This window comes from Bacillus sp. V2I10, assembly GCF_030817055.1.
Taxonomy (GTDB): domain Bacteria; phylum Bacillota; class Bacilli; order Bacillales; family Bacillaceae; genus Bacillus_P.
The window spans coordinates 1866526-1892236 of sequence record NZ_JAUSYV010000001.1 but is presented as its reverse complement, the minus strand read 5'-3'; the positions used below and the strand labels follow the sequence as shown (position 1 = coordinate 1892236).

Here is a 25711-nt window from a genome sequence, read left to right as displayed (position 1 = left end):
TTCTTGTCAATATTAAGCACACACTGTTACAATATGTGAGGGAAAGCACAATTTCTCGCATTGATCGATAAAAATGGTTAACATGATAATACAGAACCATGATTATTAATTTAAGGAGCGATTTACACGTGAGTGAAATCATACATCGTACCAAAACCCGTCCTGTTAAAGTTGGTAATTTAACAATTGGCGGAAACAATGAATTAGTCATCCAAAGTATGACAACCACGAAAACACACGATGTGGAAGCTACGGTCGCTGAAATCCTGCGATTAGAAGAAGCAGGCTGTCAAATTGTTCGTGTCGCCTGTCCGGATGAACGAGCAGCTGATGCTATAGCAGAAATAAAGAAACGCATTAATATTCCACTTGTTGTAGATATTCATTTTGATTACAAGCTTGCGCTTAAAGCAATTGAGGGCGGAGCAGATAAAATCAGAATTAACCCAGGCAACATCGGCAGGCGCGAAAAAGTTGAAGCCGTTGTAAAAGCTGCAAAAGAAAAAGGTATCCCAATCCGCATTGGGGTTAATGCCGGTTCATTAGAAAAGCGTATTATTGAGAAATACGGTTATCCAACAGCAGACGGCATGGTTGAAAGTGCCCTTCATCATATAAAAATTCTTGAAGATCTGGATTTTCACGATATTATCGTATCGATGAAAGCATCTGATGTGAACCTTGCGATTGAAGCATATGAAAAAGCTGCAAAAGCTTTCGATTATCCGCTTCACTTAGGCATTACAGAGTCGGGCACCCTTTTTTCAGGCACTGTAAAAAGTGCTGCCGGCCTTGGCGCCATCCTAAGCAAAGGCATCGGAAATACTCTGCGCATCTCGCTTAGCGCTGATCCAGTTGAGGAAGTAAAAGTTGCAAGAGAGTTATTAAAATCTTTTGGACTGTCTTCAAACGCAGCAACCCTTATTTCATGTCCTACCTGCGGCCGGATTGAAATTGATTTAATCAGCATCGCAAATGAAGTTGAAGAGTATATTTCAACTATTAAGGCTCCAATCAAAGTTGCGGTTTTAGGCTGTGCAGTTAATGGACCTGGAGAAGCACGGGAAGCTGACATTGGAATTGCGGGTGCAAGGAAAGAAGGACTTCTTTTCATGAAAGGGCAAATTGTCCGAAAAGTGCCTGAAGAAACAATGGTTGAAGAATTGAAAAAAGAAATTGATAAAATTGCGGCAGAATATTATGCAAAACAGGAAGCTGAAAAAGCAGCTGCGGAAATTCAATAAAACAAGCTTGGCATTTTATGCCAAGCTTGTTTTTTTATTTCCTTAAAAGAAGGGCAAAATGAATATTCCAAGAATTAATGAGACGATACCAATACCGATCGCCCATCCGCCTAACCCTTTTGCTCCTCTGCGGCGTGCAATAAATCCTACAATAATCCCTGCTGCTCCTAAAATAACGGGGAAAATAAATAATGAAATGACTGAGAGGACGATGGCTAAATAGCCCATTCTCCGTCCATCATCAACTGTCTCGTCCTTTTCTTCATGACGATCATAGTCTGCATCTCTTCTCAATGTTGCAGGTGCTGCAATTTCAGCCGCTGTTTCTTCTTTGTAATCATCGCGCATATCTGGTCTGTTGTAGCCAACTTCATCTTCACGGAGATCTTTAATATTTCCGTGATAATCATACTGTTTCTCATCTGCCATGCGTGATCCCTCCATTCATATAGTAAAGGAACATTTATAGTATGAGCCGCACATCCTTTCAGTATAACTGTCAAAGATTACTGTGATTGTAAGCACGGATTATGATACACTAACTAGTATAGTTCAGACAGCAAGGGAGAGAGTACATGATGCTGCAATTAGGGATTGATATCGATGGAACCGTCACTTCGCCTGAAACATTCGTTCCATATTTAAACAAATCATTCGGCATAAACATTACGCTTGATGATATGAAGGAATATGATTTAACTAAATTACTTAACATTTCTGAAGAGGACTTCTGGAAATGGATGGATGAGCAAGAACCGCTGATTTACCAAGAAGCACCTATGGCGCCAGATGCAAAATTAGTGCTGGATGAATGGAAGAAAACCCATAAACTTTTATTTATCAGTGCACGGAGAAGCCATTTGCAGGATGTGACATTTGACTGGTTCAAACGCAATGAATTATTTTATCATCAGATTGAATTGATTGGCACTCATGATAAACTTGGCGCAGTCAGAAAAAACAATATTGATGTTTTTTTTGAGGACAAGCATGATAATGCCTGCATGATCAGCGAGGAATTTAACATACCCGTTATTTTATTTAATACACCATATAATCAGGATCCCACCCCAAACGGAGTTATCCGTGTGAAAAATTGGCTTGAAGCAAGGGATTGGGTCAATGCCTACCAGAAACGTGCAGTACTCCGATAAAACAATAAAAAAAGCTTGCGAAACAACGTTTCGCAAGCTTTTTTTATACAGCTTAAACTGTCAGTACATGGCACTCGGGACAAGTGCCGTAAATCTCAAATTTATGTCCGCTGATTTCATATCCGCTTAAATTTTCTTTTAATTTTTCCATTGGGCACGAGGCAATTTCTTTCGTCTTTCCGCAATTCAGGCAAATAAAGTGATGGTGATGATGATTCGTCGAACATGTAAATCGAAAATGCTTTTCCCCTGACAGCTCTGTTGTTTCAAGAATACCCATTTCAGCAAACAAAGAAAGATTGCGGTAAATGGTATCAAAGCTTAATCCCGGATAGTCAGCCTTCATTTTGTCCAGAACATCTCTTGCTGTTAAATATTTATTTGATTGAGCAAATAATTCGAGCATTTCCTCGCGTTTACTTGTGTACTTATATCCTTTTTCCTTCATAAGAAGTAGAGCTTCTTGAACATTCATCTTACTGACCCCTTTTTATTTTGGTCCATAGTATCGACAGTATCAGGATGACGACTGAAAGCATAACAATCGTGCCTCCTGGAGCTAAATCTAATTGATAAGCCAGCACTAATCCAATAATAACAGAGATTTCTCCAAAGAGTACAGAAAAGAATATTGCCTGCTTAAACCCTTTGGCAATCCGGATACTTGCTGCAACCGGCAGCGTCATCAGAGAAGATACTAATAAAATGCCGACGATTCTCATGGAAGCAGCTATCACAAGTGCAACCGTTAAAATGAAAATAAAGTGAATCCACTTAGAATGAATGCCTGATGCCGCTGCATGTTCTTCATCAAAGGACAGCAAAAAAAGTTCCTTAAATAAGGCAAAAATAACAATCAGGACAAAAACTGAAATGGCAGCAATCACACATAGATCTGTTCTCGTTACCGCACTGACACTTCCGAAAAGATAATTAAATAAATCCGTATTAAATCCATCAGCAAGAGAAATAAAAATAACGCTCAGCCCTACTCCGGCCGAAAGGATTATCGGTATGGCGAGCTCCTGAAAATGCTTATAGACAGCTCTCAATTTTTCTATAAATAACGACCCTGCCACAGAAAATCCCATTCCTAAATAAATCGGATTCAGCCCCGACATGCCAAGTACTTTTTTCTCAAGCAGCAAGCTTGCTGCGATTCCTGCTAAAGTCACATGACTCAGGGCATCAGCTATTAAAGAAAGTCTTCTTACGACTACAAAAACTCCAAGAAGCGGTGCAATCAGGCCGATGAGAATTCCTGCCAGGAATGCATTTTGTAAAAATTCATAATTAAGAATACTATTTATCATTTTACCTTCCCCCATGACCATGGTGATCGTGAGTTAATACATGAACAGAATGACCATAAAAGTCAGACATATCAGAGTTTTGCAGGCTTTCAAATTCCTGTGTATTTCCGTGGAAATGCAAATGTTTATTTAAACAGGCTACATGTGTTACTTTATCTGTAATTGTCCCTACATCATGTGTGACAAGAATTAAAGTAATTCCCATTTCTGTGTTTAAATTTTTCAGCATTTCGTAGAAGCTCTGAACTGTTTGAGCATCAACTCCTACTGTCGGCTCATCAAGTATTAGCAATTTCGGATCACTTACAAGCGCCCTTGCAATAAATGTCCGCTGCTGCTGGCCTCCTGAAAGTTCACCGATATTTCGTTTTGACAGCTGTTCTAAGCCGACAGCCTTAATGGCAGCTTTTACTTTTTGATGATGAGCCGGTTTCAGCATTTTAAATAAACCTAATTTAGATGTAAGGCCGCTTGCAACTACTTCGTACACAGATGCCGGAAAGCCTGTATTAAAGCTATTAGCTTTTTGTGAAACAAAGCCGATTTTATACCACTCTTTAAATTTGCGGATGTCTTTACCGAAAAGCGAAATTTCTCCCTCATCAGGCTTTAATAGACCGAGAAGGCATTTCAGCAGTGTTGTCTTCCCAGATCCGTTTGGTCCCACTAATCCCAGAAAGTCGCCCTCTCTTACTTTAAAATGAACATCTTCAAGCACTTTAGTACGGTCATATGTGAATGATAAATGACGGATATCAATAATAGGCTGATTCATTCGTTTCACCTTCTAGTTTAAGAATCGTTCCGATTTAAATTCGTAAAAAAAGATCAGAAACCAATGTCTGATCTTTAACATAGAGATTATACAAGATTGGATAGAAAAGAGCAAGAAACATGTTTAAAGTCTTTAAAAAGAGTTTAATGAATCGCTGACTTGAAATTTGTCCCTTTTGTTTCTTGTGTATTCATTATTGTAATAAATGCATTTGTATCGATTTCATGAACAATTGATTTTAGCTTTGTCACTTCGAGTCTTGTTACAACTACATAGATGACTTCCTTTTCGTCATCTGTATAGCCGCCTTTGCCTTTTAATTTTGTGGTTCCGCGCCCAAGCCTTTGAAGGATGGCATCAGATACATCTTCATAATAATCAGAAACAATGATCACTGCCTTTGTTTCGTCTAATCCCTGAATGACAGTATCAATCGTTTTAAATGCTATGTAATAAGCCATCACCGAATACATAGCTTGCTCTGCTCCAAATACAAATGCTGCCCAGGCAAAGATGAAAATGTTAATAAACATGACAAATTCCCCTACTGAAAACGGCAGCTTTTTTGTAAGCAATATGCCTAAAATTTCTGTTCCGTCCATTGAACCGCCGTTTCGTATGACTAGCCCTACACCCACACCAAGGATCAGCCCTCCAAAAACAGTTGCTAAAATCGGCTCTGCCGTGAACGGTTCAACATGGTGCAGCATGCTTTCTATGATAGCCAGAGAGACTATACCAAAAATCGACGATATCATAAATGTTTTACCTATTTGTTTATAACCATAATACATAAACGGCAAATTTAAAATGACGACCAGTGTTCCAAAATTGATGAATGACAGACTGTCAGGTGTGATGTGGTCGACAATCAGCGATATGCCGATTATTCCCCCATCAATAATCTGATTGGGAATTAGGAAGAGTTCAATTGAGACAGCTGCAAGCGCTGCACCGATGATAATCAAAATCAGTCTTGTTAATAATCGTCCTGTACTTTCTTTTTTATGCTGTTTTTTTGTCATTTAAATGATTCCCCTCTAAAAGCGCAGGCGCCTTGTTCAGCTCCGAATGGCGGATCCGCTCTGACCGAGGAGTTTACGCGCAGGAGCTGGACATCAATGCGCGAAATTTTATACTTTTTTATATTAAAGAAAAGCGCAGAAAGATTTTATCCTATTCGATTGCTAAAAAAATAGGCACTTTTCCTAAATCTTCACCATACATTGAATGGTGAGGGAGGTATGTACGTGATTTTATTTCAAAAAATCGTTAACCATAAACTCAATTCATTGGATACAGATGGATTGCTTCAGCTTGCTAAACAGAACAGCCTTGCAATCAACAGAGCTCAGGCTCAGGAAATCGTAAAAATCATCCGCGGCAGAAACATTAATATCTTTAATGATGCAGAGCGCATCAGCCTATTAAAGAAGGTGGCTGCGATTACTTCTCCTGCCACTGCACAGCAAGTGAACCAATTGTTTCAGCAGTTTATAGGCTAAAAAGCTGTCGATTTACTCCGACAGCTTTCTTTTTTATGCCTGATTTCGGATTCGTTCCAGCAGATCAGAATTGAATTCTTTCCCCCGCAGCATCTCAATTTCAAAGCGATATGGCGGTTTTTTATCTTTCTTATCTTCACCTACATAAGGAGTTTCAAGAATTTTAGGCACATCTGCAAGCTGCGGATGATGAACGATATCATTCAATGCCTTAAATCCAATATGGCCAAATCCGATATTCTCATGACGGTCTTTCCGGGCTCCAGAAATATTTTTGCTGTCATTAATATGAAGCACCTTCAATCGATCCAGACCGATAATGGAATCAAATTGCTGCAGAACTCCATCAAAATCATTGATGATATCATATCCTGCATCATGTGTATGGCACGTATCAAAGCATACTGAAAGATGCTCATTATGCGTGACACCCTCAATGATCTGTGCGAGTTCTTCAAATGAACGGCCGCACTCAGAGCCTTTTCCGGCCATTGTCTCAAGAGCGATTTGAACATTTTCTTCTCTATCAAGAACTTCATTGAGTCCTTCGATGATTTTTTTAATGCCTGCTTCTGGTCCTGCTCCAACATGAGCCCCTGGATGAAGCACAATTTGTTTTGCTCCAAGAGCGTGCGAACGGTCAATTTCAGATCGCAAAAATTGGACGCCAAGTTCAAAGGTTGCAGGATTTGTTGTATTGCCGATATTGATGATATAAGGTGCATGAACAACTATATCAATCATCCCATTTTCCCTCATATGGGCCTGTCCTGCTTCAATATTCAGCTCTTCAATTTTTTTACGTCTAGTATTCTGAGGTGCTCCTGTATAGATCATGAACGTATTCGCACCATAAGATACTGCTTCCTCACTTGCAGCAAGCAGCATTTTTTTTCCGCTCATTGATACATGTGATCCTATTTTCAGCATCTATTCTCCTCCTACTTGCGCTTTTGATTCAATCTTCTCTGACGTTTTTTAATTTCATCCATTTCTCTCGTCAATTTCTTTTTGTATCCTGGTTTTACACCTTTTGGCTTTCTAACCTTGCTTTTCGCCATTTGGTCAACGCCATCTGAAGGCCTTACGCGTTTTTGTCTGCGTTTGCGGTCCTCAACTTTTTTCCACTCGCCGTCAACGAGATCCTGGTTTTCAAATTCTATCCCTAATTTTTCGAGGGTGATTAACGCATCTTCATTTTCCGGCTCATAGATCGTCGCTGCAATACCTGAGTAGTCTGCACGTCCCGTACGTCCAACACGGTGAATGTAAAAATCGAGATCACTTGGAAGCTCAAAATTGATGACATGGCTTACACCGTCAATATCAATGCCTCTTGAAGCCAAATCTGTCGCTACGACATACTGATAATCAAGATCATTAATTTGCTTCATCATTTTTTTACGGTCTCTTGGTGATAAATCGCCGTGAATGCGTCCAACTTTGAGGCCTTTTGCAATCAGTCCGTCGGCTACCTCATCCGCTTTTTTCTTTGTGTTTGTAAACACAATAGCTAAATAAGGATTGTAGTTTTTCAGCATTTCAAATAAAAGATTTGTTTTATTACGGTGGCGCAGCGGCACCAGCACGTGCTTAATTTTCTTGGCAGTTGCCTGCTTTGGTGCAACGTGAGTAAATTTAGGGTTTTCCATATATTTTTTCAGGAAAGGTTTTAATTTCTCGGGAATGGTTGCAGAAAAAACAAGGATTTGCAGTTTTTCAGGCATATTGGCGCCAATTTTATCAACATCTTCAATGAATCCCATATCAAGCATGAGATCTGCTTCATCAACAACTAATGCTTTTGCCTGATGAACGAAAAGAGCTTTTTCGGCAATTAAATCCTTAATTCTGCCCGGCGTGCCGATGACAAGCTGAGGCTGGCTTTTCAGTTTATCAATTGTACGCTGCTTGTCTGTTCCGCCAATAAAACATTTAGCAGAAATCGTTTCATTTTCCGGTGCAAATTTAAGAACATGCAGAGCATCCTGGTAGATTTGATTGGCTAGTTCTCTGGTAGGGGCAGTAATAACAACTTGTACGTTTTCATTTGAGGGATCAATCCTTTGAATAAGAGGCAATAAATAAGCATGCGTTTTTCCTGTGCCTGTCTGTGATTGTCCTATAGCTGTTTCCCCTTTTAATAGTGAAGGGAATAAGCGTGCTTGTATTTCAGTCGGTTCATAAAAACCCAGCGCTTTGACAGCATCTATAATAAAAGGCTTAAATGGAAACTGATTGAACTTTGTTTGTTCCATGTTCATCATCTCCTTGATGAGTAAATTTATAAAAGGCTCCATTTTAAGTTGTTGCTGTTTTCATTTATACATCTTATTAGAAAAGAGCACGGTTTCCTAATAAAGGATGCGCGAATTCATCTTTTTATGAAGAGCAGCAATTCTTGCGATAACAGCCAAAAAATAAGACACGGTTGTCCATCAAAACATTATATACGATTTGAGAGAAAAACTCCAATCGATTCCGCCTATTCTTAAAACCATGCAAACCTTTAAGACGATTCTGCATATTGTGTAGGTAGTATACACGTTAGTTTAAAAGGAGGATCATCATGTTTCAGCAAAGACCTATGCCTCCAATGCCTTCTAGAGGATTCCAGCCTCAAAGAATGCAAATGGGCGGTCAGCCGTTTTCAAACCAGCCTTTTGGAAATCAGCAAGCAAGGGGATTTGGACCTACTCGTTCCTTTCAGCCGTTTGGGCAGCAAATGGGACCTTTTTCATCACAATTTGGACCGCCTGGGTTTGGCGGACAGCAGTTTGGACAGCAGGCAATGGGAAGAGGCGGCATCAAAGGCATTCTCTCAAGATTTTTGCCTGGAGGAGGCCAAGGTGCTGCAAGTGCAGCAAATGCAGCTCAGGGTCTGCAGGGAATAACCAATCCCGCAAATTTATCCAGCATGCTCGGAAACGTGCAGAAAGTTCTCGGCATGGCTCAGCAGGTCACGCCCATGGTTCAGCAATATGGCCCGCTTGTCAGAAATCTGCCTGCCATGATTAAAATATACAGTGAATTAAAAGGCGGAGGGCCAAGCGATGAAGAAAGTACTGGTTCAGATGTAGAAAGTACTGGTTCAGATGTAGAAAATTCCTCGTCCGATGTTTCCGCTTCAGCACCGTCTGATGGAGACACAGTTGTTATTGATTCACCTAAGAAGGCAGTAAAAGAAGAAATGGAGAAAGCACCTCCTGTAAAAGGTGCATCTGCTCCAAAGCTGTATATCTGACATTCTTCTTTGTATTCTTCTGCAGTCTCCGCTATAATAATAAGAGATTACGAGAGCCAAAAGCCTTTTTCTTTGGCTTTTTTATATTCTCTCTCGAACTTCTCTCTAGGAGGATCCTTTAATGGAAGTTATTAAGATTGCACCGCGGGGATATTGCTATGGTGTTGTTGATGCCATGGTTATTGCAAAGAATGCCGCTTTAGATAAAACTTTGCCAAGGCCTATCTATATTTTAGGCATGATTGTTCACAATAAACACGTAACAGACGCTTTTGAAGAAGAAGGTATTATTACTTTGGATGGCAGCAACCGTATGGAAATATTGGAAAAAGTAGAAAGCGGCACCGTTATTTATACAGCTCACGGAGTTTCTCCCGAAGTCAGGAAGATCGCTGCTGAAAAAGGCCTTGTCACTCTTGATGCAACATGCCCTGATGTTACAAAGACACATGATTTAATCCGGGAAAAGAAAGCTTTGGGCTATCATGTGATCTACATCGGGAAAAAGTCGCATCCAGAACCTGAAGGAGCTGTCGGTGTAGCACCTGATATTGTCCATTTAGTAGAAACAGAAGAAGATGTTGATGCTCTTACTTTCCAAAATGATAAAATTGTCGTCACAAATCAGACAACAATGAGTCAATGGGATGTATATGACATTATGGAGCGCGTGAAAGAAAAGTATCCTCATGTAGAATATCATCAGGAAATCTGTCTGGCTACTCAAGTAAGGCAGGAAGCTGTTGCAGAGCAGGCAAAAGATGCTGACCTGACAATTGTCGTCGGAGATCCGAAGAGCAACAATTCAAACCGTCTTGCACAGGTTTCTGAAGAAATTGCCGGAACAAAAGCATACAGAGTATCAGATATAAGCGAAATAAAGCTAAAATGGTTTGAAGGTGTAAAAAAAGTCGCGATTACTGCAGGAGCCTCAACTCCTACACCGATTACAAAAGAAGTCATTCAATTCCTTGAAAAGTACGATCCGGAAAATAGCCTGACATGGAACATCGAACATAATGTTCCTCTTCAAAAAATCCTGCCTAAAGTAAAAGCAGCCAAATAAAAAAAAACAAAACCGCTGGGGATCAACACCAGCGGTTTATTAATTAAACAAATGTAAATGGATCTGTATGAATCTCTGAAGGGAAAATACTTACTTCAAATTTCTTTTCTTCACACATAGAAAGAAGCAAATCTGTTACCCCTTTTTTCATGACTTTCTCTACATTGTGACCTGGATCAATCACATTTAAGCCCATCATCATGGCATCATGCGCTACGTGATAATAAAGATCCCCGGTAACATAGACATCAGCTCCCTTACGCTTTGCCTGATGAATGTACTTATTTCCATCCCCTCCGAGCACAGCAACTCTCCGTATCTTTGCATCCTTATTTCCTACCATTCTTACACATGGAACATCAAGCGCTTCTTTCACATGCCGGGCAAATTCAGACAATGTCATGTCATTCTCAAGCAAGCCTATGCGTCCCAATCCTAAAGCTTTGCTCTGCCCTTCAACTGGATAAATATCATATGCAGGTTCCTCATAAGGATGAGCTTTTAGCATAGCTGAAACAATCTTTCGCTGCTTGTTTTCCGGAATGATCGTTTCAATTCTTTCTTCTTCAACAAACTCAATTTTCCCAGATTCTCCTATATAAGGATCTGTTCCCTCAAGAGGAAGAAAGCTTCCTGTTCCATTTGATGAAAAAGTGCAATGACTGTACATTCCAATATGGCCTGCACCTGATTGTCCCAGAACAGCCCTTATATCGTCCGCGCGGTCTTTAGGTACATAGACAACCAGCTTCTTCATTTCCTCCTGATAGGTGTCAGCGAGAACCTCTGTGTCCGTTAATTGGAGAGCCTCTGCAAGTAAATCATTGACTCCTCCGGCTGCGACATCTAAGTTGGTATGTGCCGCGTATACAGCAATATTATGTTTAATGCATTTTTCAAGCAATGCACCGCCCGGCTGATCCGTTGCTAAATTTTTTAGAGGACGGAATATTGGGGGATGATGGGCGATAATTAAATTCGCATTTTTTTCAATTGCTTCATCAACTACTTCATCGAGAACATCGAGTGCGACCAGTACACCATGAATCGGTTTATTCAATGTTCCAATTTGCAGGCCAATCTTATCGCCTTCCATGGCATATTCTTTTTTCGAAAACGATTCAAACAATTGGATGATTTCGTAGCCGTTAGGTATTTTGCTCATTTTCTGATAACCTCCTCAAGCATAGCAATCAAATCGTGAAGCTCTCTCTTCTTCTCTTCATTCCCGGGGCTCACTGCCGCACTTTCTATACTTGTTAATATCCTTCTGAAATGCTCGATTTCCTGGGTCCATTTTTTTATAAACGGTTTTGTTTTTTCTTTCATCAAAAAAGGACCCACAAGTAAACCTTTTTGCAGTGCAGTATGCTGATAAGGAGCTTTAGCCTCGCCCTTTTCAGCAATAAGAACCTCATAAATCTTGCCGTCTTCCTCTAATATTTCTTCATTTACCAGTTCCCAGCCGTTTTCTAGCAGCCATCTTCTTACATGATGTGCATGAATATTAGGCTGGAGAATCAGCCGCTTGACTCCTGCTAATTTTTCCTTTCCAGCTTCCAGAATCTTTTCAATTAATGCCCCGCCCATTCCTGCAATCGTGATGCAAGTTGCTTCATTTGGATCAATGACATCGAGCCCGCTTCCTAACCGCACGGATATGACGTCCTGCAGTCCGCTTTTTTGGACTTGCTTCTTTGCAGACTGAAACGGCCCCTGAACTACTTCACCTGCAACAGCTGAAGCTGCCAGTCCGTTTAAGATTGCATAGCAGGGCAAGTAAGCATGATCTGAGCCGATGTCTGCCAGAACAGCATTCTTAGGTATATAATCAGCTACTGTTTTCAGCCTTTTTGATAAATTAACATCATTCATTTTAAACCACCACATTCTTATGTACTTTTAATTTGATCTCTCTATATAATAAGAAAAGTCCTCAGCAGATGCAAAGGACTTTTCTTTTTCGCTCAAAAGGAACGGTTCATATTAACTCTTTCGGTAAGAACTATTTGACTTTAGAAACCCATTCTGCCATCTCGTCCAGTTTTTCATCAGGAACTAAACCGGCAGGCATGTTTCCCCGGCCATTTTTAATCGTTTCTTTAATTCCGTCAACGCCGAGCCTGTCCCCAACTCCTTTAAGAGCAGGCCCAGCACCGCCTTCGTAATTCTCACCATGACAAGAAATACAGCTTTGCTGGTAGATTTCCTCTGGTGAAGCGTTTGCAACTTCTTCCGATTTATCTTCCTCTTTACCTTCTCCAGCCATTTCTTTCATATCGCCGAGCCCTTTAATAGATAGGAAAAACATAAGGCCGATTCCGATTACGGCAACTAAAGCAAATGGAATAAGTGGATTGCGATTCATTATGTAACCTCCCTTATGTAAAAATCTTGAAATGCAGGTAAACGATAGATTTAAACAATCTCTATTTTACTTCAAAATTTGAGGAAGTAAAAGACTTATTGTATAAGTTGGGCTATTTTTCAAAAATTAGTCAAAAAAACCTCATCAATTAAGATGAAGTTCCTTTTTTATTTCGTCAGCAGCCAATCTGTCTTGCAATGACCATCCGCTGAACTTCACTTGTGCCTTCGCCGATTTCAAGCAATTTAGCATCACGCAGATATCGTTCAACTTGATATTCTTTCATATAGCCATAGCCGCCGTGAATTTGAATGGCCTGATTTGTCACTTCTGTACACATTTCGGATGCAAACAGCTTGCAAAAAGAGGCTTCTTTCGTATATGGCTTTCCCTGATCCTTTAACCAGGCAGCTTTATAAACCATTGTACGTGCCAAATCGATTTTCATTGCCATATCTGCAAGCTTGAATTGAATAGCCTGGAACTCACTTAGTGTTTTTCCGAATTGTTTTCTTTCTTTTGAGTAAGCTAATGCTTTTTCAAAAGCTGCCTGTGCTATTCCGACTGCCATAGCACCAATTCCTATTCTTCCTCCGTCTAATGTCATGAGGAACTGTCTGAAGCCATTCCCCTTTTTACCAAGAAGATTCTCTGCTGGAACGACAACATCTTCTAAAATCAATTCAGTTGTATTAGATGCATTCAGTCCCATCTTTTCATAATTGTCTATTACTTTGAACCCTGGTGCATCAGTTGGGACAATAATGGCGCTTATCTCTTTTTTTCCTTCTGAGCGATCCGTGATAGCCGTCAGAGCCAGAAACCTTGCATAAGATGCATTCGTAATGTAACATTTATTTCCATTTATGGTAAACTGCCCATCCTTCTCTACAGCTTCGGTCAGGGTGCCCCCTGCATCCGATCCTGCATTCGGCTCAGTCAGTCCAAAAGCACCCATTGATTCTCCCGAGCAAATTTTTGAAAGATACTTTCTTTTTTGCTCTTCTGTACCAAACATATTAATCGGAGCTCCGCCTAATGAAATGTGGGCTGAATATGTAATGCCGGTTGAACCGCATGCTTTACTTAGTTCTTCCGTAACAATCGCGAAACTGATCGTATCTGCGCCGCTTCCGCCGTATTCTTCTGAAAATGGCAGACCAAGCATTCCCATTTCACCAAGCTGCTGAAAAATTTCTGCTGGAAATTGCTTTGTTTTATCTCTTTCATAAGCTCCTGGTTCAACAACTTCTTCTGCAAATTCTTTAATGGTTTTCTGAATCATGCGCTGTTCTTGTGATAGTTCAAAATTCATTTTATCCCCCCGTTTTGAATACGCTTACATATTAAATTATAAAGTGAAACGGTCTGTTTTCACAACTTTTTAAATTTTTTATTTAATGAAAAAATATTTTTGTTCTACTTTGTTTTGTAAAAAGCTTTCCTTTATTTTGAATACATTCTTATGTATTTGTCAGTAATTTCAAGGTTTTTTCTAAAAAAAAAAGGAATTATGCATAAAATTTTGAAGAGGAAATGAAGTTTTTGGTGCTATGTTAGGCGTAAAATTTTATGAGGGTGATTTGCAAATTAAATAACAATTAAGTAAAATAAATGAAAAGATGATGTAATATGAAATTAGTTGTTAACGCTGTCAAAAAATAAATAAACAAAAAAAAAGCGAACTAAAGTCCGCTTTCTATTCTAAAAAGTCTTTTAATCGTTTGCTTCTGCTTGGGTGGCGCAGCTTACGAAGTGCCTTTGCTTCAATTTGACGGATGCGTTCTCTAGTAACGCCAAACACTTTCCCTACTTCTTCAAGTGTTCTTGTACGGCCGTCATCCAGTCCGAAACGAAGACGCAGAACGTTTTCTTCACGGTCAGTCAATGTATCCAGTACATCTTCAAGCTGTTCTTTTAACAGCTCGTAAGCAGCATGTTCGGAAGGAGAAGTTGCATCTTGATCCTCAATAAAATCTCCAAGATGTGAATCATCTTCTTCACCAATTGGCGTTTCAAGAGATACCGGTTCTTGTGCAATTTTTAGAATCTCTCTTACTTTATCAGGAGTTAAATCCATATCTTCTGCAATTTCTTCCGGAGATGGTTCACGTCCTAAATCCTGAAGAAGCTGACGCTGAACACGAATCAATTTATTTATTGTCTCAACCATGTGTACCGGAATACGAATGGTTCTTGCCTGATCAGCTATGGCTCTTGTTATAGCCTGGCGAATCCACCAAGTAGCATAGGTACTGAATTTAAATCCTTTGCGGTAATCGAACTTCTCTACAGCTTTCATTAAGCCCATATTGCCTTCTTGTATAAGATCCAAAAACAGCATTCCACGGCCGACATATCTTTTAGCGATACTTACAACAAGACGAAGGTTGGCTTCTGCGAGTCTTCTCTTCGCTTCTTCATCGCCTTCTTCAATGCGGTTTGCAAGCTTAATTTCTTCATCTGCAGTTAAAAGATCTACCCGGCCTATTTCTTTCAGATACATACGCACAGGGTCATTGATCTTAACACCTGGAGGCACGCTTAAATCATTTAGATCAAATTCTTCTTCCTTCGCCAGCTGCTGTATATTAGGATCATCAGTCGATTCATTATCACCAACTAATTCAACGCCCTGCTCGCCAAGGTATTCATAATACTCATCCATTTGGTCTGATTCAATTTCGAAGCCAGACATGCGCTCAGCAATCTCTTCGTATGTTAAAACTCCACGTTTTTTTCCGATTTCAGTTAATTGGTCTTTTGCTTGTTCCAATGTCAATTCAGAATCATGGGTTTGTTTATCAGCCATTGGATCCCCTCCTTCCAAACTCTTGCAATTAGTGATTTATGTGAATGTGCTAAATGATTTATGAAACCGATTAGCCTCAATGAATCTCTACGTGTTGCGCAAGTCATTCGTCAGCCCTCATTTAAGATCGCGCTTAAGCCTTATGACTTCCATGGCGATATTGGCAGCTTTGACGAAATCCTTTTGACGCTCTGCTTCATGCTTTTCAGCTTCTTTTTCTTTTATCATTAACCAATTTTGGTGATTCAACACCTGTTTAATATAATCTGACAGCTCCCGCTCAGATATTTCTTCGTTTACCGAGAGCATAGCTATATCTGAAACAAACTGATGAAGCTGATTGTCAGGCAGTTTTCTCAGAAACGAGCTGACATTTGCTTCATTTCCATCTTCGTAATAAGCATATAAGTACGTAATTATCGCTCTGTGCTCTTCTATATTGAATTGAAGTCCTATACGGTCAAGCACTTTTTGTGCAATGTCCCTATTGCGCAGCATATGCGCTATAAGAAGTCTTTCAGCATTATGAAATGCCGGGAGAAGCCTTCTTTGCTTAGGTTTCATCACATGCTGGACAGGAGCGCTCTGCTGCTCCTTTTTCCGTTCAGGCTTTTGGCCTGATCTTTTATCCTTGATTTGATTCTTCAGAACATCCATCGATAATGAAAATTCTCCGGACAGCTGTTTTAAATACAGTTCGATTTCCACTGGATTTTCAAGGAGGCTGAGTTCTTTCAGTATGTCTTCTATATACTGCAGTCTTTGTCCTTCATCTTGAAGATTTTTTCCTTTGCGGAAAACCTGCATTTTAAAAGCCATTAACGTAATGCTTGCCCCTATTACATCTTTTTTGAACTTTTCTGCTCCGAATGTTCGGATGTAGTCATCAGGGTCTGTTCCATCAGGCAGCGCGGCAACTCTCATTTTGCAGCCGGCAGCAGCAAGTGTTTTAGAAGCTCTTAATGTTGCTTCAAGTCCTGCAGAATCAGAATCATAACAGATTATAACATCTCCGGCGTTTCTTTTGATGATTTTTGCCTGAGCTTCTGTCAGTGATGTTCCCATCGTTGCAATCGAATGCTGCACATCTGAACGTACAGCAGAAATAACATCTGCAAAACCTTCAAATAAGACAACTTGCTGATTTTTTCGTATATGTACTCTTGCTTGATGAAAATTATAAAGAACTTTGCTTTTGTTAAAAATAGGTGTTTCGGGACTATTAAGGAATTTAGGCTGTTCTTTTCCAAGCACCCTACCTGAAAATGCAATGGTCCGGCCAGTATGGTCAAGGATAGGAAACATAATCCGATTGCGAAAACGGTCCAGATACCCATCAGAGGAGCTTTTCTTAACAAGCAGACCTGCTTTTTCCATCATCTGAGGATCGTAACCCCGTTTTGTCAAAAACTTGGCGACGAAATCCCAGGAATCAAGCGCATAGCCAATTTCGAACTGTTCAATTGTTTCTTTGGTAAACCCTCTTGCTGTTAAATAATCGAAGGCAGCTTGCCCTTCTTTTGTGTTTACAAGTAAATGATGATAAAACTTCTTCAGCAGTTCATGTGCTTCGATCATTTTTTCATCATCGCTGTTTGCATCTTTTGGCTGAACTGCGTTAAGCTGATCCGGAAGATCAATATGCAGTTTTTCAGCGAGTGCCGAAGCTGCTTCAACAAATGAATAGCCTTCAATTTGCATCAAGAATGAAAAGACGTTCCCGCCGGCGCCACATCCAAAGCAATGGTAGATCTGCTTATCATGTGAAACGGAGAACGATGGTGATTTTTCGCCATGAAATGGGCATAGCCCAAAATGATTTCTTCCCTGCTTCTTCAATTGAACATATTCACTGACAACATCAACGATGTCTGCCGATTGCTGAATCTTATCGATTATTTCATCGGGAATTCGATTTCCCATACCAACAACTCCGTGATACAAATATTCGCGATTTAACCACTAATTCCTGCATCTTTCGACAAAATCTTTTCCAGTGTGAAAATAAAGCTGTCTCTGTCTGATTGGGTAAACTTTTTGGGGCCTTTTGTATGCTTTCCGCCTCGGCGTTCTTTCGCAGAAAGATACCTGAACTCAAGCGCCATCTCAATATTTTCTTCTGTATACTGTTTACCCCGGGGTGTCATGACTCTAACCCCTTTTTTCAGCAGCAGACCTGCAAGACCAATATCCTGCGTCACAACCAGATCATGACGATAAGAATGATTAACGATGTATAAATCAGCAGATTCTTTGCCGGTGTCCACATAAACCCAATCATATCCGTATGTATTTGATGTTTTATGGTTATAAGACGCAACAAACAGGACGTTGATTTGATAATGGGCAGCTAGATCAGCGATTTCCTTTTTAACAGGACAGGCATCTGCATCGACAATTATCTGCATCTTTTTTTCGTCATCTTTCACTATTCTACATCACTCCGATAGAATCCTTCTTAACCTTTTAGAAAAGATCGCGAGGAAAACAAGACTGAATTTGTCGAATTATTTTTCACTACTTCACTTGACAGATCACAATAAATAGTTTATTCGTTCTTAGTCAAGTCTAAACCTAAAATAAGTAATTTTATCACAATTTTTTATTATAATACAAAGTCTTTAATTTTTCCATTCTTTTTCATGAACTTAATTTGTTAATTTCAGGACATATATAAAACTCAGAGCTTTTGTTTCTCTGAGTTCAATATTAGTGCGCTGATCTTCAGTTATATCCATTCATGATATTTTGGATCACGTTTGCCGTTTCCTCAACTGCTTTATTAGATACATCAATTACCTGACAGCCTATTTTATCAATAACCTTTTCAAAGTATTCAAGCTCCACTTTGATTCTGTCGATATTAGCATAAATAGCTTTATCATTAAGGCCAAGTGAAATTAATCTTTCTTTTCTAATGTCATTTAATTTATCAGGGCTGATTTTAAGTCCGATGCATTTTTTGGGAGAAACTTTATATAGTTCCTCTGGAGGTTCGACTTCTGGAACAATCGGTACATTCGCGACCTTAAAGCGCTTATGAGCCAAATACTGAGACAGCGGTGTTTTAGATGTTCTCGATACTCCCACAAGTATAATGTCTGCTTTCATGATGCCGCGAGGATCACGGCCGTCATCATATTTTACAGCAAACTCAATGGCCTCTACCTTTTTGAAGTAATCTTCATCAAGTTTACGGACTCTTCCAGGTTCATATTTTGCATTAATCCCATAAGCAGATTCCATTTTGTCTATTAACGGGCCGATGATATCATAATAGACAACACCTTGTGAATTTGCTTCTTCAATCAGTCCCTGTCTGAGCTCAGGAACGACAAGTGTAAAGCACACAATTGCCTGCTCCAATTTAGCCAGAGCCACCACTTCTTTAATTGTGCCTAAATCTTCAACGTAAGGAATTCGTTTAATTTTTGTATCAGCTGCATTTCCATTAAATTGGCTGATAGCTGCTTTTATAACCAGTTCAGCTGTTTCGCCTACAGAATCTGATACAACATAGACATGACGATTGTTCATACCATTCCCCACTCCCCAGTTAGATGATTTCATTCTCCGCTAGTCCGACCAATATCTTCGTCATATTTGTTTTTGTAATTCTGCCCGTTACTTCAAATCCTTTTTCCGTCTCTTTAATGACAGGAATGGCATCTATTTGCTTGTTTATTAAAAACTTCGCGACATCCATGATGTAATCCTCGCGCCTGCACATTGTAATGTTCGGCATTCTTGTCATGATAATATTCACAGGTATGGATGCAAGCTCCTGCTTTCCAATGCTTGCTCTGAGCAAATCTTTTCTGGACAATACTCCAACGAGAATAGACCCCTGATCCACTACAAATAAAGTTCCGACATCCTCCAAGAACATCGTAACGATTGCATCATAAACCGATACATTCTCATTTACCACGACCGGAATTGACTGGAAATCTTTCACCTGCAGTTTTTTCAGTTTATCTGACAGAAGTCCGGCTCCTGTTTTGCCTGTATAAAAATACCCAACCCTCGGCCTCGCTTCAAGATACCCCGCCATAGTCAATATAGCCAGATCAGGCCGAAGGGTCGCTCTTGTTAAATTCAGCTGATCGGCAATATGTTCACCAGTAATCGGTCCATTGTCTTTTACAATTTGCAGAATGTGTTCCTGCCTTTTATTAAGTTCGATTGTACTCACCGCCTTAAGGTTCCAATACATATGTATCCGCGTTCTAATTCCCGATGGTTAAATAGGTTATACTATATAAAAATATTATATACTATTTGGACGGATTGAAAAGAACCTTTGGAAAAAGAAATGCGGAACCGACCGCTTAGACCCGACAGTCAGATAAGGATCCGACAGAAAAGGCGCTTTTTGCCTTTTCTGGCGAAGCCGTTCTGGCCGAGGGGCTCGGAGGTGAAGCTGGAACCGACCGTTTAGACGCGAGAGAATGCCTATCATTTTTACTTATTAAAATTCAATCTTTATAAAATGAAGCAGACGATTGCCCTTTTTTAGGCAACCGTCTGACTTTATCATTTTACAATAACAGCATCCATATTAGCAAAGGATTCTATCAATGAAGCAAGCTTTTTCATTTGTGCAAGACGATTATTTTTCAAAGCATCGTCTTCAGCCATGACCATCGTTTCGTTAAAATACGATTGGATAACTGGCTGCAATGTTCGGAGGGATGCAAATGCAGAATTGTACTCACCGTCAGCTGCGTGTGCTTCATACTCCTCTTTCACCTGCACATATTGATCATGCAGCTCCTGCTCCTCTTTATTTTTAAAGAGCTCAGGATTAACAGCTTCACCGGATGCTTTTTTCGAGATATTTTGAACTCTCGCAAAAGCTTCCATAATGCCCTTAAAGCTTTCATCTTTAGCTGCATTCTCCAAAACTGCTGCTTTGTTCAGGATAGCTGTCAGTTCCATTTGGCCTGCGCCAAGCACTGCATCAATAATATCGTATCTGATTTTCATCTCATCAAGAACATGCTTAACTCTCATTTTGAAAAATGCGAGAAGTTCATTTTTCACTTTGTTTTGATCAATTTCATTAAAAGGCGCAAGAGCAATGTCAAATAATTCTTCTAAAGAAATTGTCCACTTTTTCGCTAAAAGGATTTGAACAATCCCGCTCGCCTGGCGTCTAAGTGCGTAGGGATCCTGTGAACCAGTCGGAATGACACCGATTGAGAAGAAACCTGCAATCGTATCAAGTTTATCTGCAAGCGCCACTATCGCACCTGCATTTGTTGCCGGTGCTGAATCTTCAGCATACCGCGGCATGTAGTGCTCATTCACAGCTGCAGCAACTTCTTCTGCTTCACCAAATGCTCTGGCGTACTTTTCACCAATTATCCCCTGCAATTCAGGAAATTCATAAACCATGTGAGTGACAAGGTCAAATTTGCAAATCTCAGCTGCTCGCAAGACATGCACTTTTTCTTCGGAGGAAACGTTAAATCGCTCAGCTAGAGTTTTTGACAGCGTGATCATTCTTCTGACTTTATCTCCAGTAGATCCAAGCTCTTCATGGAAAACAATTTTATCAAGTTTTTTCACGTTATCTGAAATCACAAGCTTTTGGTCTTCATTGTAAAAGAATGCTGCGTCTGACAGACGTGCGCGCAAGACTTTTTCATTTCCTCTTGCCACATTTTCAATATGATTGTGGTCACCATTTCTGACTGTTACAAAATACGGAAGCAATTGTCCTTCCGCATTTTTTACCGGAAAATAACGCTGATGTTCTTTCATCGTTGTCACAAGCACTTCTTCCGGTAGTGAAAGATACTCTTCTTCAAATTTTCCAAATAAAGCAGTAGGATACTCAACCAGATTTGTCACTTCTTCTAATAAATCTTTGTCGATTGGAATGTTCCACTTATTTTCTTCTTCAATATGATGCAGCTGAGTTAGAATTGCTTCTTTTCTTTTTACAGGAGAAGCAATGACAAACTGTGAAAGTAGAGCCTTTTCATACGCAGATGGATGATCAATGACTTGATCTGAGCCTAAAAAGCGGTGTCCTCTTGTTTCTTTTCCTGTTTGAACGCCTGTAATGTTAAAAGGAATCACTTCCTGGCCATAGAGGGCGATCATCCATTTTATCGGTCTTGCAAATCTCAGGTCCTGAGATCCCCAGCGCATATTTTTAGGAAACGTAAGGCCGGTAATGATCTCACTTAAATCTGTTAAAAGCTCTTTCGTTTCTTTTCCTTTTATGAACTTATGGACATGAGCATATTCAATGCCGCCAATTTCTTTAAAGAAAATATCCTCAACACTTGCTCCCTGGCCTCTTGAGAATCCGACAGCAGCTTTTGACCAGTTTCCGTCTCCATCAAGCGCGATTTTCTTGGCAGGTCCCTTAGCTTCTTCCTCGATATCCTCTTGTTTTGCAGCAACACCCTCTATTTGCACCGCAAGTCTTCTTGGTGTTGAAAAAACATTTACTTCACCAAAAGAGATATTTTTCTCCTTCAGCCAGTTCGTTACTTTTAGAGAAAGCTGATTCATTGCATCCGTTACAAATCTTGCAGGCAATTCCTCAAGTCCGAGTTCAAGCAGCAAATCATGTTTACTCATCTGTTTTAGCCTCCTCTTTTTTCAGCATTGGAAATCCTAGTTTTTCTCTTTCATCATAAAACGTTTTTGCCACTTTTCTTGCTAAGTTTCTTACACGTCCAATGTATCCTGTTCTCTCTGTTACAGAAATGGCTCCTCTTGCATCAAGGAGGTTAAAAGTATGGGAGCATTTTAAAACATAGTCATAAGCAGGATGAACGAGTCCTTCGTCCATTTGCCGATGCGCTTCTTTTTCATAGATCGAAAATAGATTAAACAGCATATCAGCGTTTGACGTTTCAAATGTATATTTTGAATGCTCATATTCAGGCATCAAGAAAATATCACGAACGGTGAATCCATCTGTCCATTCCAAGTCAAATACATTTTCTTTATCCTGGATGTAGGAAGCAAGGCGTTCAATGCCATATGTGATCTCAACAGATACGGGTTTGCACTCAATTCCGCCCACTTGCTGAAAATAGGTAAACTGAGTAATTTCCATTCCATCAAGCCAGACTTCCCAGCCAAGTCCCGCACAGCCAAGTGAAGGGTTCTCCCAGTTATCTTCAACGAATCGGATATCATGTTTCAGCGGATCAATGCCCAAAGCTTTTAATGAATCCAAATACAATTCCTGTATATTATCAGGAGACGGCTTTATGATAACCTGAAATTGATGATGCTGATAAAGGCGGTTTGGGTTTTCCCCGTAGCGGCCATCAGCAGGACGGCGGGATGGTTCTACATAAGCCACTCTCCACGGCTCAGGACCTATTGCCTTCAGGAACGTGTATGGACTCATCGTTCCTGCTCCTTTTTCAGTATCATAGGCCTGCATTAAAATACAGCCGTGATCTGACCAATGTTTTTGCAATGTTACTATCATGTCTTGAATATTCAAACCAAGCACCTCCAAATATCTAATAATTAAATATAACAAAAAACTCCCGTCTCTATGCTGTCTGATAGCAGCATAGGGACGAGAGTTAACCCGCGGTTCCACCCTAATTGCCAATGCATATCAAATGCATCAGCCTCTTTCCGGTAAGTCGCTCAAGAAACGCCTTTCTTTGCCGGTTATCCCTTAGCTCGCACTATCCTAAGGTCGCTTTTCATAACGTAATGCAAATACTTTTTTTCCTTCACAGCAACATATTAATTTACAAGCATCATAATAGAAACAGAAGATAAAGTCAATATGTATAAATTTATGTCAGTTTCCCTTTTAATGATTCCATCTGATCTAAAAATTTTTTTGACTTTAGAAATATGCCTGAGTATTCGCTGTAATAGGAATCAATCACCAATTTAAGCTCAGCTTTTGTTTCAGACTTTACAGTTACTTTTCCCAGCCTTTCTAAATCAAAATAATAAAATAAACGCAATAATTTAGCGGTAGCCTGAGAAATCTGCAGTCTGTACGGATCGGCCCCGAAGCATCTGTGACAGATAAAACCGTTTTCTCTTATCGAGAAATGAAAGGTTCCATCCTTGCTGCTGCAGTTTACACATGAATCAAGCTGCGGGTATAAGCCAAGAACATTCACGATTTTCATCTCAAAAATAAAAAGCAGGACATCAGGATCCACTCCTTCGTTCAGGAGCTGAAGGGTCTGGCTGAACAATTCAAAAAGAAAGGGATTAGGCTCATTTTGCTCTGTGCTTTTATCAAGCAATTCTGCTGCATATGAAGCATATGCCGTCAGAAAGATATCTTCCCTTATCCCCCTCATCGAAGAAATGGTCTCGCCCTGCTGCAGCCCTCCTAGTCCGGAAGACTTCTGAAATAAGAAATACCCGTATGTGAATAGCTGAGTTGAAGAGGTTAACCGGCTATTAGGCTTTTTTGCCCCTCTAGCCATTACCCCCACCTTCCCAAGTTCACGGGTATAGATTGTCACAATTTTATTTGTTTCACCGTAATCATTTGTTCTAATGACAATGCCTTCACACTTTTGAAGCAATCTTTCTCACCATCCAGAAGGATTCGGTCAGATCACGAAATTGGAAAGTCAGCTTCCGCCAGCTCATGATCTTGTGAATCGGGTCCGTCACCAGTATCTTTTTCCAGTTCCTTAAAAAGAAGATAGGTATCAATATTACCTGTTTGAATAAAGACTTTCCAGGTAAAATCCAACATGTAAACCCCCACCTTTCTGTCGTTAAGACAAGCAAGCTATAATCCAATTTCTATAATGTTATCTTGACCTGAGATCCTTCGTTTCATGTTAAACAAATTTTGTTAAAAAGCTTAATATTCATCTTCTCTAAATCCGAAATCGCGAAGCTGAGTCATCTTATTGCGCCAATCCTTTTGAACTTTTACCCACAGCTCGAGAAAGACTTTAGTGCCAAGCAGCGCCTCAATGTCGACACGGGCTCTCTGTCCCACTTCTTTCAGCATTTTCCCCTGCTTGCCGATGACAATTCCTTTTTGTGAATCACGTTCAACAATGACCGTTGCGCTGACATAAATAGACTGGTTATTGTCCCGTCTCTCAATAGCATCAATAACAACAGCAACTGAATGAGGAATTTCTTCCCTGGTTAAATGAAGCACCTTCTCGCGGATCAATTCAGAGATAATAAATCTCTCAGGATGATCTGTTACTTGATCTGCAGGATAGTATTGAGGACCTGCAGGCAAATAGGATTCAATCTGTTCAAGAAGCGTATCGACATTGTTTCCCTGCAGCGCAGAGATTGGAATGATTTCTTTAAATGGATAATAAGCCCGATATTGATCAATTAATGGGAGCAATTGATCAGGATGAATCTGATCGATTTTATTGATGATCAGAAATACAGGTGTTTTTGTGTGCTGCAGTTTTTCAATGATAAATTCATCACCGCGGCCGTATCCTTCCTCGGCATTGATCATGAACAAAACAACATCTACTTCTTTTAACGTGTTTTGTGCCACTTTCATCATGAAGTCACCGAGCTTGTGCTTTGGTTTGTGTATCCCTGGTGTATCTATAAAAACAATTTGAGATTCATTTGTTGTATATACGCCTTGTATTTTATTGCGTGTAGTCTGAGGTTTGTCACTCATAATCGCAATCTTTTGGCCAATCACCCGATTAAGGAACGTTGATTTCCCTACATTTGGTCTTCCAATGATGGAGACAAAGCCGGATTTGTATTCAGGTTCATTTCTATTCATGAAGATCCTCCGCTGAAAATGCCCCGGGCAATAAATCTGCCACTGTCCATTCTTTTACTTCACCATTCAAATTTGTCAGGATGACCTTCATATCCTTCGGACAAAGTTCAGAAATCACCTGTCTGCAGGCTCCGCACGGTGAAACAGGACCCTCTGTATCAGCAACAATCGCGATGGCAGCAAACTCTTTGTCGCCTTCTGAAACAGCTTTAAATAACGCTGTCCGTTCAGCACAATTTGTCATGCCGTATGAGGCGTTTTCAATGTTGCAGCCTCTGTATACTTTTCCGTCTTTCGTTAATAGAGCAGCCCCAACCTGGAATTTGGAATAAGGAACATATGCCATTTCGCGTGCTGCTTTTGCTTCTTTGATGAGTTGTTCTGAGTTCAAAGCTCTACTCCCTTTCTGTTTTGGCGACACCATGTATTTCTATTTTACCTAAAATGAGGTGAAATTTCACGCAGATGCCGTAAATGTAATT

Annotated in this window: 27 protein-coding genes; 5 read left to right on the top strand and 22 right to left on the bottom strand. The window is 40.0% G+C overall.

Annotated elements, in window-relative coordinates:
- Window positions 1-98: 98 nt before the first annotated feature.
- Complete coding sequence (gene ispG / locus QFZ72_RS09500; RefSeq protein WP_223436741.1) at window positions 99-1244, top strand: flavodoxin-dependent (E)-4-hydroxy-3-methylbut-2-enyl-diphosphate synthase; 1146 nt, start codon at window positions 99-101, stop codon at window positions 1242-1244.
- A 42-nt stretch (window positions 1245-1286) separates the two neighbouring features.
- Here ispG and QFZ72_RS09495 read toward each other — a convergent pair whose 3' ends face one another.
- Window positions 1287-1673, bottom strand: a complete 387-nt coding sequence (locus QFZ72_RS09495; protein WP_307432295.1) for a DUF308 domain-containing protein — start codon at window positions 1671-1673, stop codon at window positions 1287-1289.
- Window positions 1674-1822: 149 nt separating this feature from the next.
- Between QFZ72_RS09495 and QFZ72_RS09490 the strand changes: the two genes are divergently transcribed.
- Entirely contained in the window at window positions 1823-2398 is a 576-nt protein-coding gene (locus tag QFZ72_RS09490; RefSeq protein WP_307439684.1) for a hypothetical protein, read from the top strand.
- A gap of 52 nt (window positions 2399-2450) precedes the next feature.
- Here QFZ72_RS09490 and zur read toward each other — a convergent pair whose 3' ends face one another.
- The 4 genes from zur to QFZ72_RS09470 form a co-directional block, all read right to left on the bottom strand.
- Complete coding sequence (gene zur, locus QFZ72_RS09485; RefSeq protein WP_252201618.1) at window positions 2451-2873, bottom strand: zinc uptake transcriptional repressor Zur; 423 nt, start codon at window positions 2871-2873, stop codon at window positions 2451-2453.
- Window position 2874: 1 nt separating this feature from the next.
- On the bottom strand, window positions 2875-3711 hold the full coding sequence (locus QFZ72_RS09480) for a metal ABC transporter permease (RefSeq protein WP_307432290.1): 837 nt from the start codon (window positions 3709-3711) through the stop codon (window positions 2875-2877).
- Between the two features lies 1 nt (window position 3712).
- Window positions 3713-4486 carry a metal ABC transporter ATP-binding protein gene (locus QFZ72_RS09475; RefSeq protein ID WP_307432286.1) on the bottom strand — a complete coding sequence of 258 codons (774 nt, stop codon included), beginning with the start codon at window positions 4484-4486 and terminating at the stop codon, window positions 3713-3715.
- Between the two features lie 143 nt (window positions 4487-4629).
- Window positions 4630-5511, bottom strand: coding sequence for a YitT family protein (locus QFZ72_RS09470; RefSeq protein ID WP_307432283.1), 882 nt, complete (start codon window positions 5509-5511; stop codon window positions 4630-4632).
- Window positions 5512-5730: 219 nt separating this feature from the next.
- Between QFZ72_RS09470 and QFZ72_RS09465 the strand changes: the two genes are divergently transcribed.
- Complete coding sequence (locus QFZ72_RS09465) at window positions 5731-5991, top strand: DUF2624 domain-containing protein (protein ID WP_373464460.1); 261 nt, start codon at window positions 5731-5733, stop codon at window positions 5989-5991.
- Between the two features lie 33 nt (window positions 5992-6024).
- Here QFZ72_RS09465 and QFZ72_RS09460 read toward each other — a convergent pair whose 3' ends face one another.
- Together QFZ72_RS09460 and QFZ72_RS09455 are read right to left on the bottom strand one after the other, a co-directional pair.
- The gene (locus tag QFZ72_RS09460; protein WP_307432278.1) at window positions 6025-6921 is read right to left on the bottom strand and encodes a deoxyribonuclease IV; all 897 of its coding nucleotides are present in this window, start codon (window positions 6919-6921) and stop codon (window positions 6025-6027) included.
- Between the two features lie 11 nt (window positions 6922-6932).
- Entirely contained in the window at window positions 6933-8249 is a 1317-nt protein-coding gene (locus QFZ72_RS09455; protein ID WP_307432275.1) for a DEAD/DEAH box helicase, read from the bottom strand.
- Between the two features lie 311 nt (window positions 8250-8560).
- Between QFZ72_RS09455 and vrrA the strand changes: the two genes are divergently transcribed.
- A complete protein-coding gene (vrrA, locus tag QFZ72_RS09450; protein WP_307432272.1) occupies window positions 8561-9235 on the top strand; it encodes a VrrA/YqfQ family protein in 675 nt (224 codons plus the stop codon).
- Between the two features lie 121 nt (window positions 9236-9356).
- Window positions 9357-10301 (top strand): 4-hydroxy-3-methylbut-2-enyl diphosphate reductase, encoded by a 945-nt coding sequence (locus QFZ72_RS09445; protein ID WP_307432269.1) that lies wholly within the window; start codon window positions 9357-9359, stop codon window positions 10299-10301.
- Window positions 10302-10344: 43 nt separating this feature from the next.
- Here the strand turns inward: QFZ72_RS09445 and QFZ72_RS09440 are convergent, their stop codons facing one another.
- The 15 genes from QFZ72_RS09440 to QFZ72_RS09370 all read right to left on the bottom strand — a co-directional run bounded on the left by QFZ72_RS09440 (window position 10345) and on the right by QFZ72_RS09370 (window position 25620).
- Entirely contained in the window at window positions 10345-11466 is a 1122-nt protein-coding gene (locus QFZ72_RS09440) for a Nif3-like dinuclear metal center hexameric protein (protein WP_307432266.1), read from the bottom strand.
- Window positions 11463-12176 (bottom strand): tRNA (adenine(22)-N(1))-methyltransferase, encoded by a 714-nt coding sequence (locus tag QFZ72_RS09435; RefSeq protein ID WP_307432263.1) that lies wholly within the window; start codon window positions 12174-12176, stop codon window positions 11463-11465. Before QFZ72_RS09435 ends, QFZ72_RS09440 begins: the two co-directional genes overlap by 4 nt.
- Before the next feature lie 130 nt (window positions 12177-12306).
- On the bottom strand, window positions 12307-12669 hold the full coding sequence (cccA, locus tag QFZ72_RS09430; RefSeq protein ID WP_252201628.1) for a cytochrome c550: 363 nt from the start codon (window positions 12667-12669) through the stop codon (window positions 12307-12309).
- A 175-nt stretch (window positions 12670-12844) separates the two neighbouring features.
- Window positions 12845-13984: an acyl-CoA dehydrogenase family protein gene (locus tag QFZ72_RS09425; protein WP_307432260.1), complete on the bottom strand. Its 1140-nt coding sequence runs from the start codon at window positions 13982-13984 to the stop codon at window positions 12845-12847.
- A gap of 384 nt (window positions 13985-14368) precedes the next feature.
- Window positions 14369-15481 (bottom strand): RNA polymerase sigma factor RpoD, encoded by a 1113-nt coding sequence (gene rpoD, locus QFZ72_RS09420; RefSeq protein ID WP_070875446.1) that lies wholly within the window; start codon window positions 15479-15481, stop codon window positions 14369-14371.
- Window positions 15482-15598: 117 nt separating this feature from the next.
- Window positions 15599-17404 carry a DNA primase gene (gene dnaG, locus QFZ72_RS09415; protein ID WP_307432257.1) on the bottom strand — a complete coding sequence of 602 codons (1806 nt, stop codon included), beginning with the start codon at window positions 17402-17404 and terminating at the stop codon, window positions 15599-15601.
- Window positions 17405-17436: 32 nt separating this feature from the next.
- Window positions 17437-17889 carry a YaiI/YqxD family protein gene (locus QFZ72_RS09410; RefSeq protein ID WP_307439682.1) on the bottom strand — a complete coding sequence of 151 codons (453 nt, stop codon included), beginning with the start codon at window positions 17887-17889 and terminating at the stop codon, window positions 17437-17439.
- A 316-nt stretch (window positions 17890-18205) separates the two neighbouring features.
- Window positions 18206-19018, bottom strand: coding sequence for a pyruvate, water dikinase regulatory protein (locus QFZ72_RS09405; protein ID WP_307432254.1), 813 nt, complete (start codon window positions 19016-19018; stop codon window positions 18206-18208).
- 19 nt (window positions 19019-19037) lie between these two features.
- A complete protein-coding gene (gene ccpN, locus QFZ72_RS09400) occupies window positions 19038-19676 on the bottom strand; it encodes a transcriptional regulator CcpN (RefSeq protein WP_223436773.1) in 639 nt (212 codons plus the stop codon).
- A 341-nt stretch (window positions 19677-20017) separates the two neighbouring features.
- Window positions 20018-22081 (bottom strand): glycine--tRNA ligase subunit beta, encoded by a 2064-nt coding sequence (glyS, locus tag QFZ72_RS09395; RefSeq protein ID WP_307432250.1) that lies wholly within the window; start codon window positions 22079-22081, stop codon window positions 20018-20020.
- Window positions 22074-22964 (bottom strand): glycine--tRNA ligase subunit alpha, encoded by an 891-nt coding sequence (gene glyQ, locus QFZ72_RS09390; RefSeq protein ID WP_307432248.1) that lies wholly within the window; start codon window positions 22962-22964, stop codon window positions 22074-22076. The genes glyS and glyQ overlap by 8 nt, the downstream gene beginning before the upstream one ends.
- Before the next feature lie 307 nt (window positions 22965-23271).
- On the bottom strand, window positions 23272-24027 hold the full coding sequence (gene recO, locus QFZ72_RS09385; protein WP_307432245.1) for a DNA repair protein RecO: 756 nt from the start codon (window positions 24025-24027) through the stop codon (window positions 23272-23274).
- A gap of 32 nt (window positions 24028-24059) precedes the next feature.
- Window positions 24060-24203, bottom strand: coding sequence for a YqzL family protein (locus tag QFZ72_RS09380; protein ID WP_070875439.1), 144 nt, complete (start codon window positions 24201-24203; stop codon window positions 24060-24062).
- A gap of 111 nt (window positions 24204-24314) precedes the next feature.
- Entirely contained in the window at window positions 24315-25229 is a 915-nt protein-coding gene (gene era, locus QFZ72_RS09375) for a GTPase Era (RefSeq protein ID WP_223436780.1), read from the bottom strand.
- A complete protein-coding gene (locus tag QFZ72_RS09370; protein ID WP_252201636.1) occupies window positions 25222-25620 on the bottom strand; it encodes a cytidine deaminase in 399 nt (132 codons plus the stop codon). The genes era and QFZ72_RS09370 overlap by 8 nt, the downstream gene beginning before the upstream one ends.
- Between the last annotated feature and the right edge of the window lie 91 nt (window positions 25621-25711).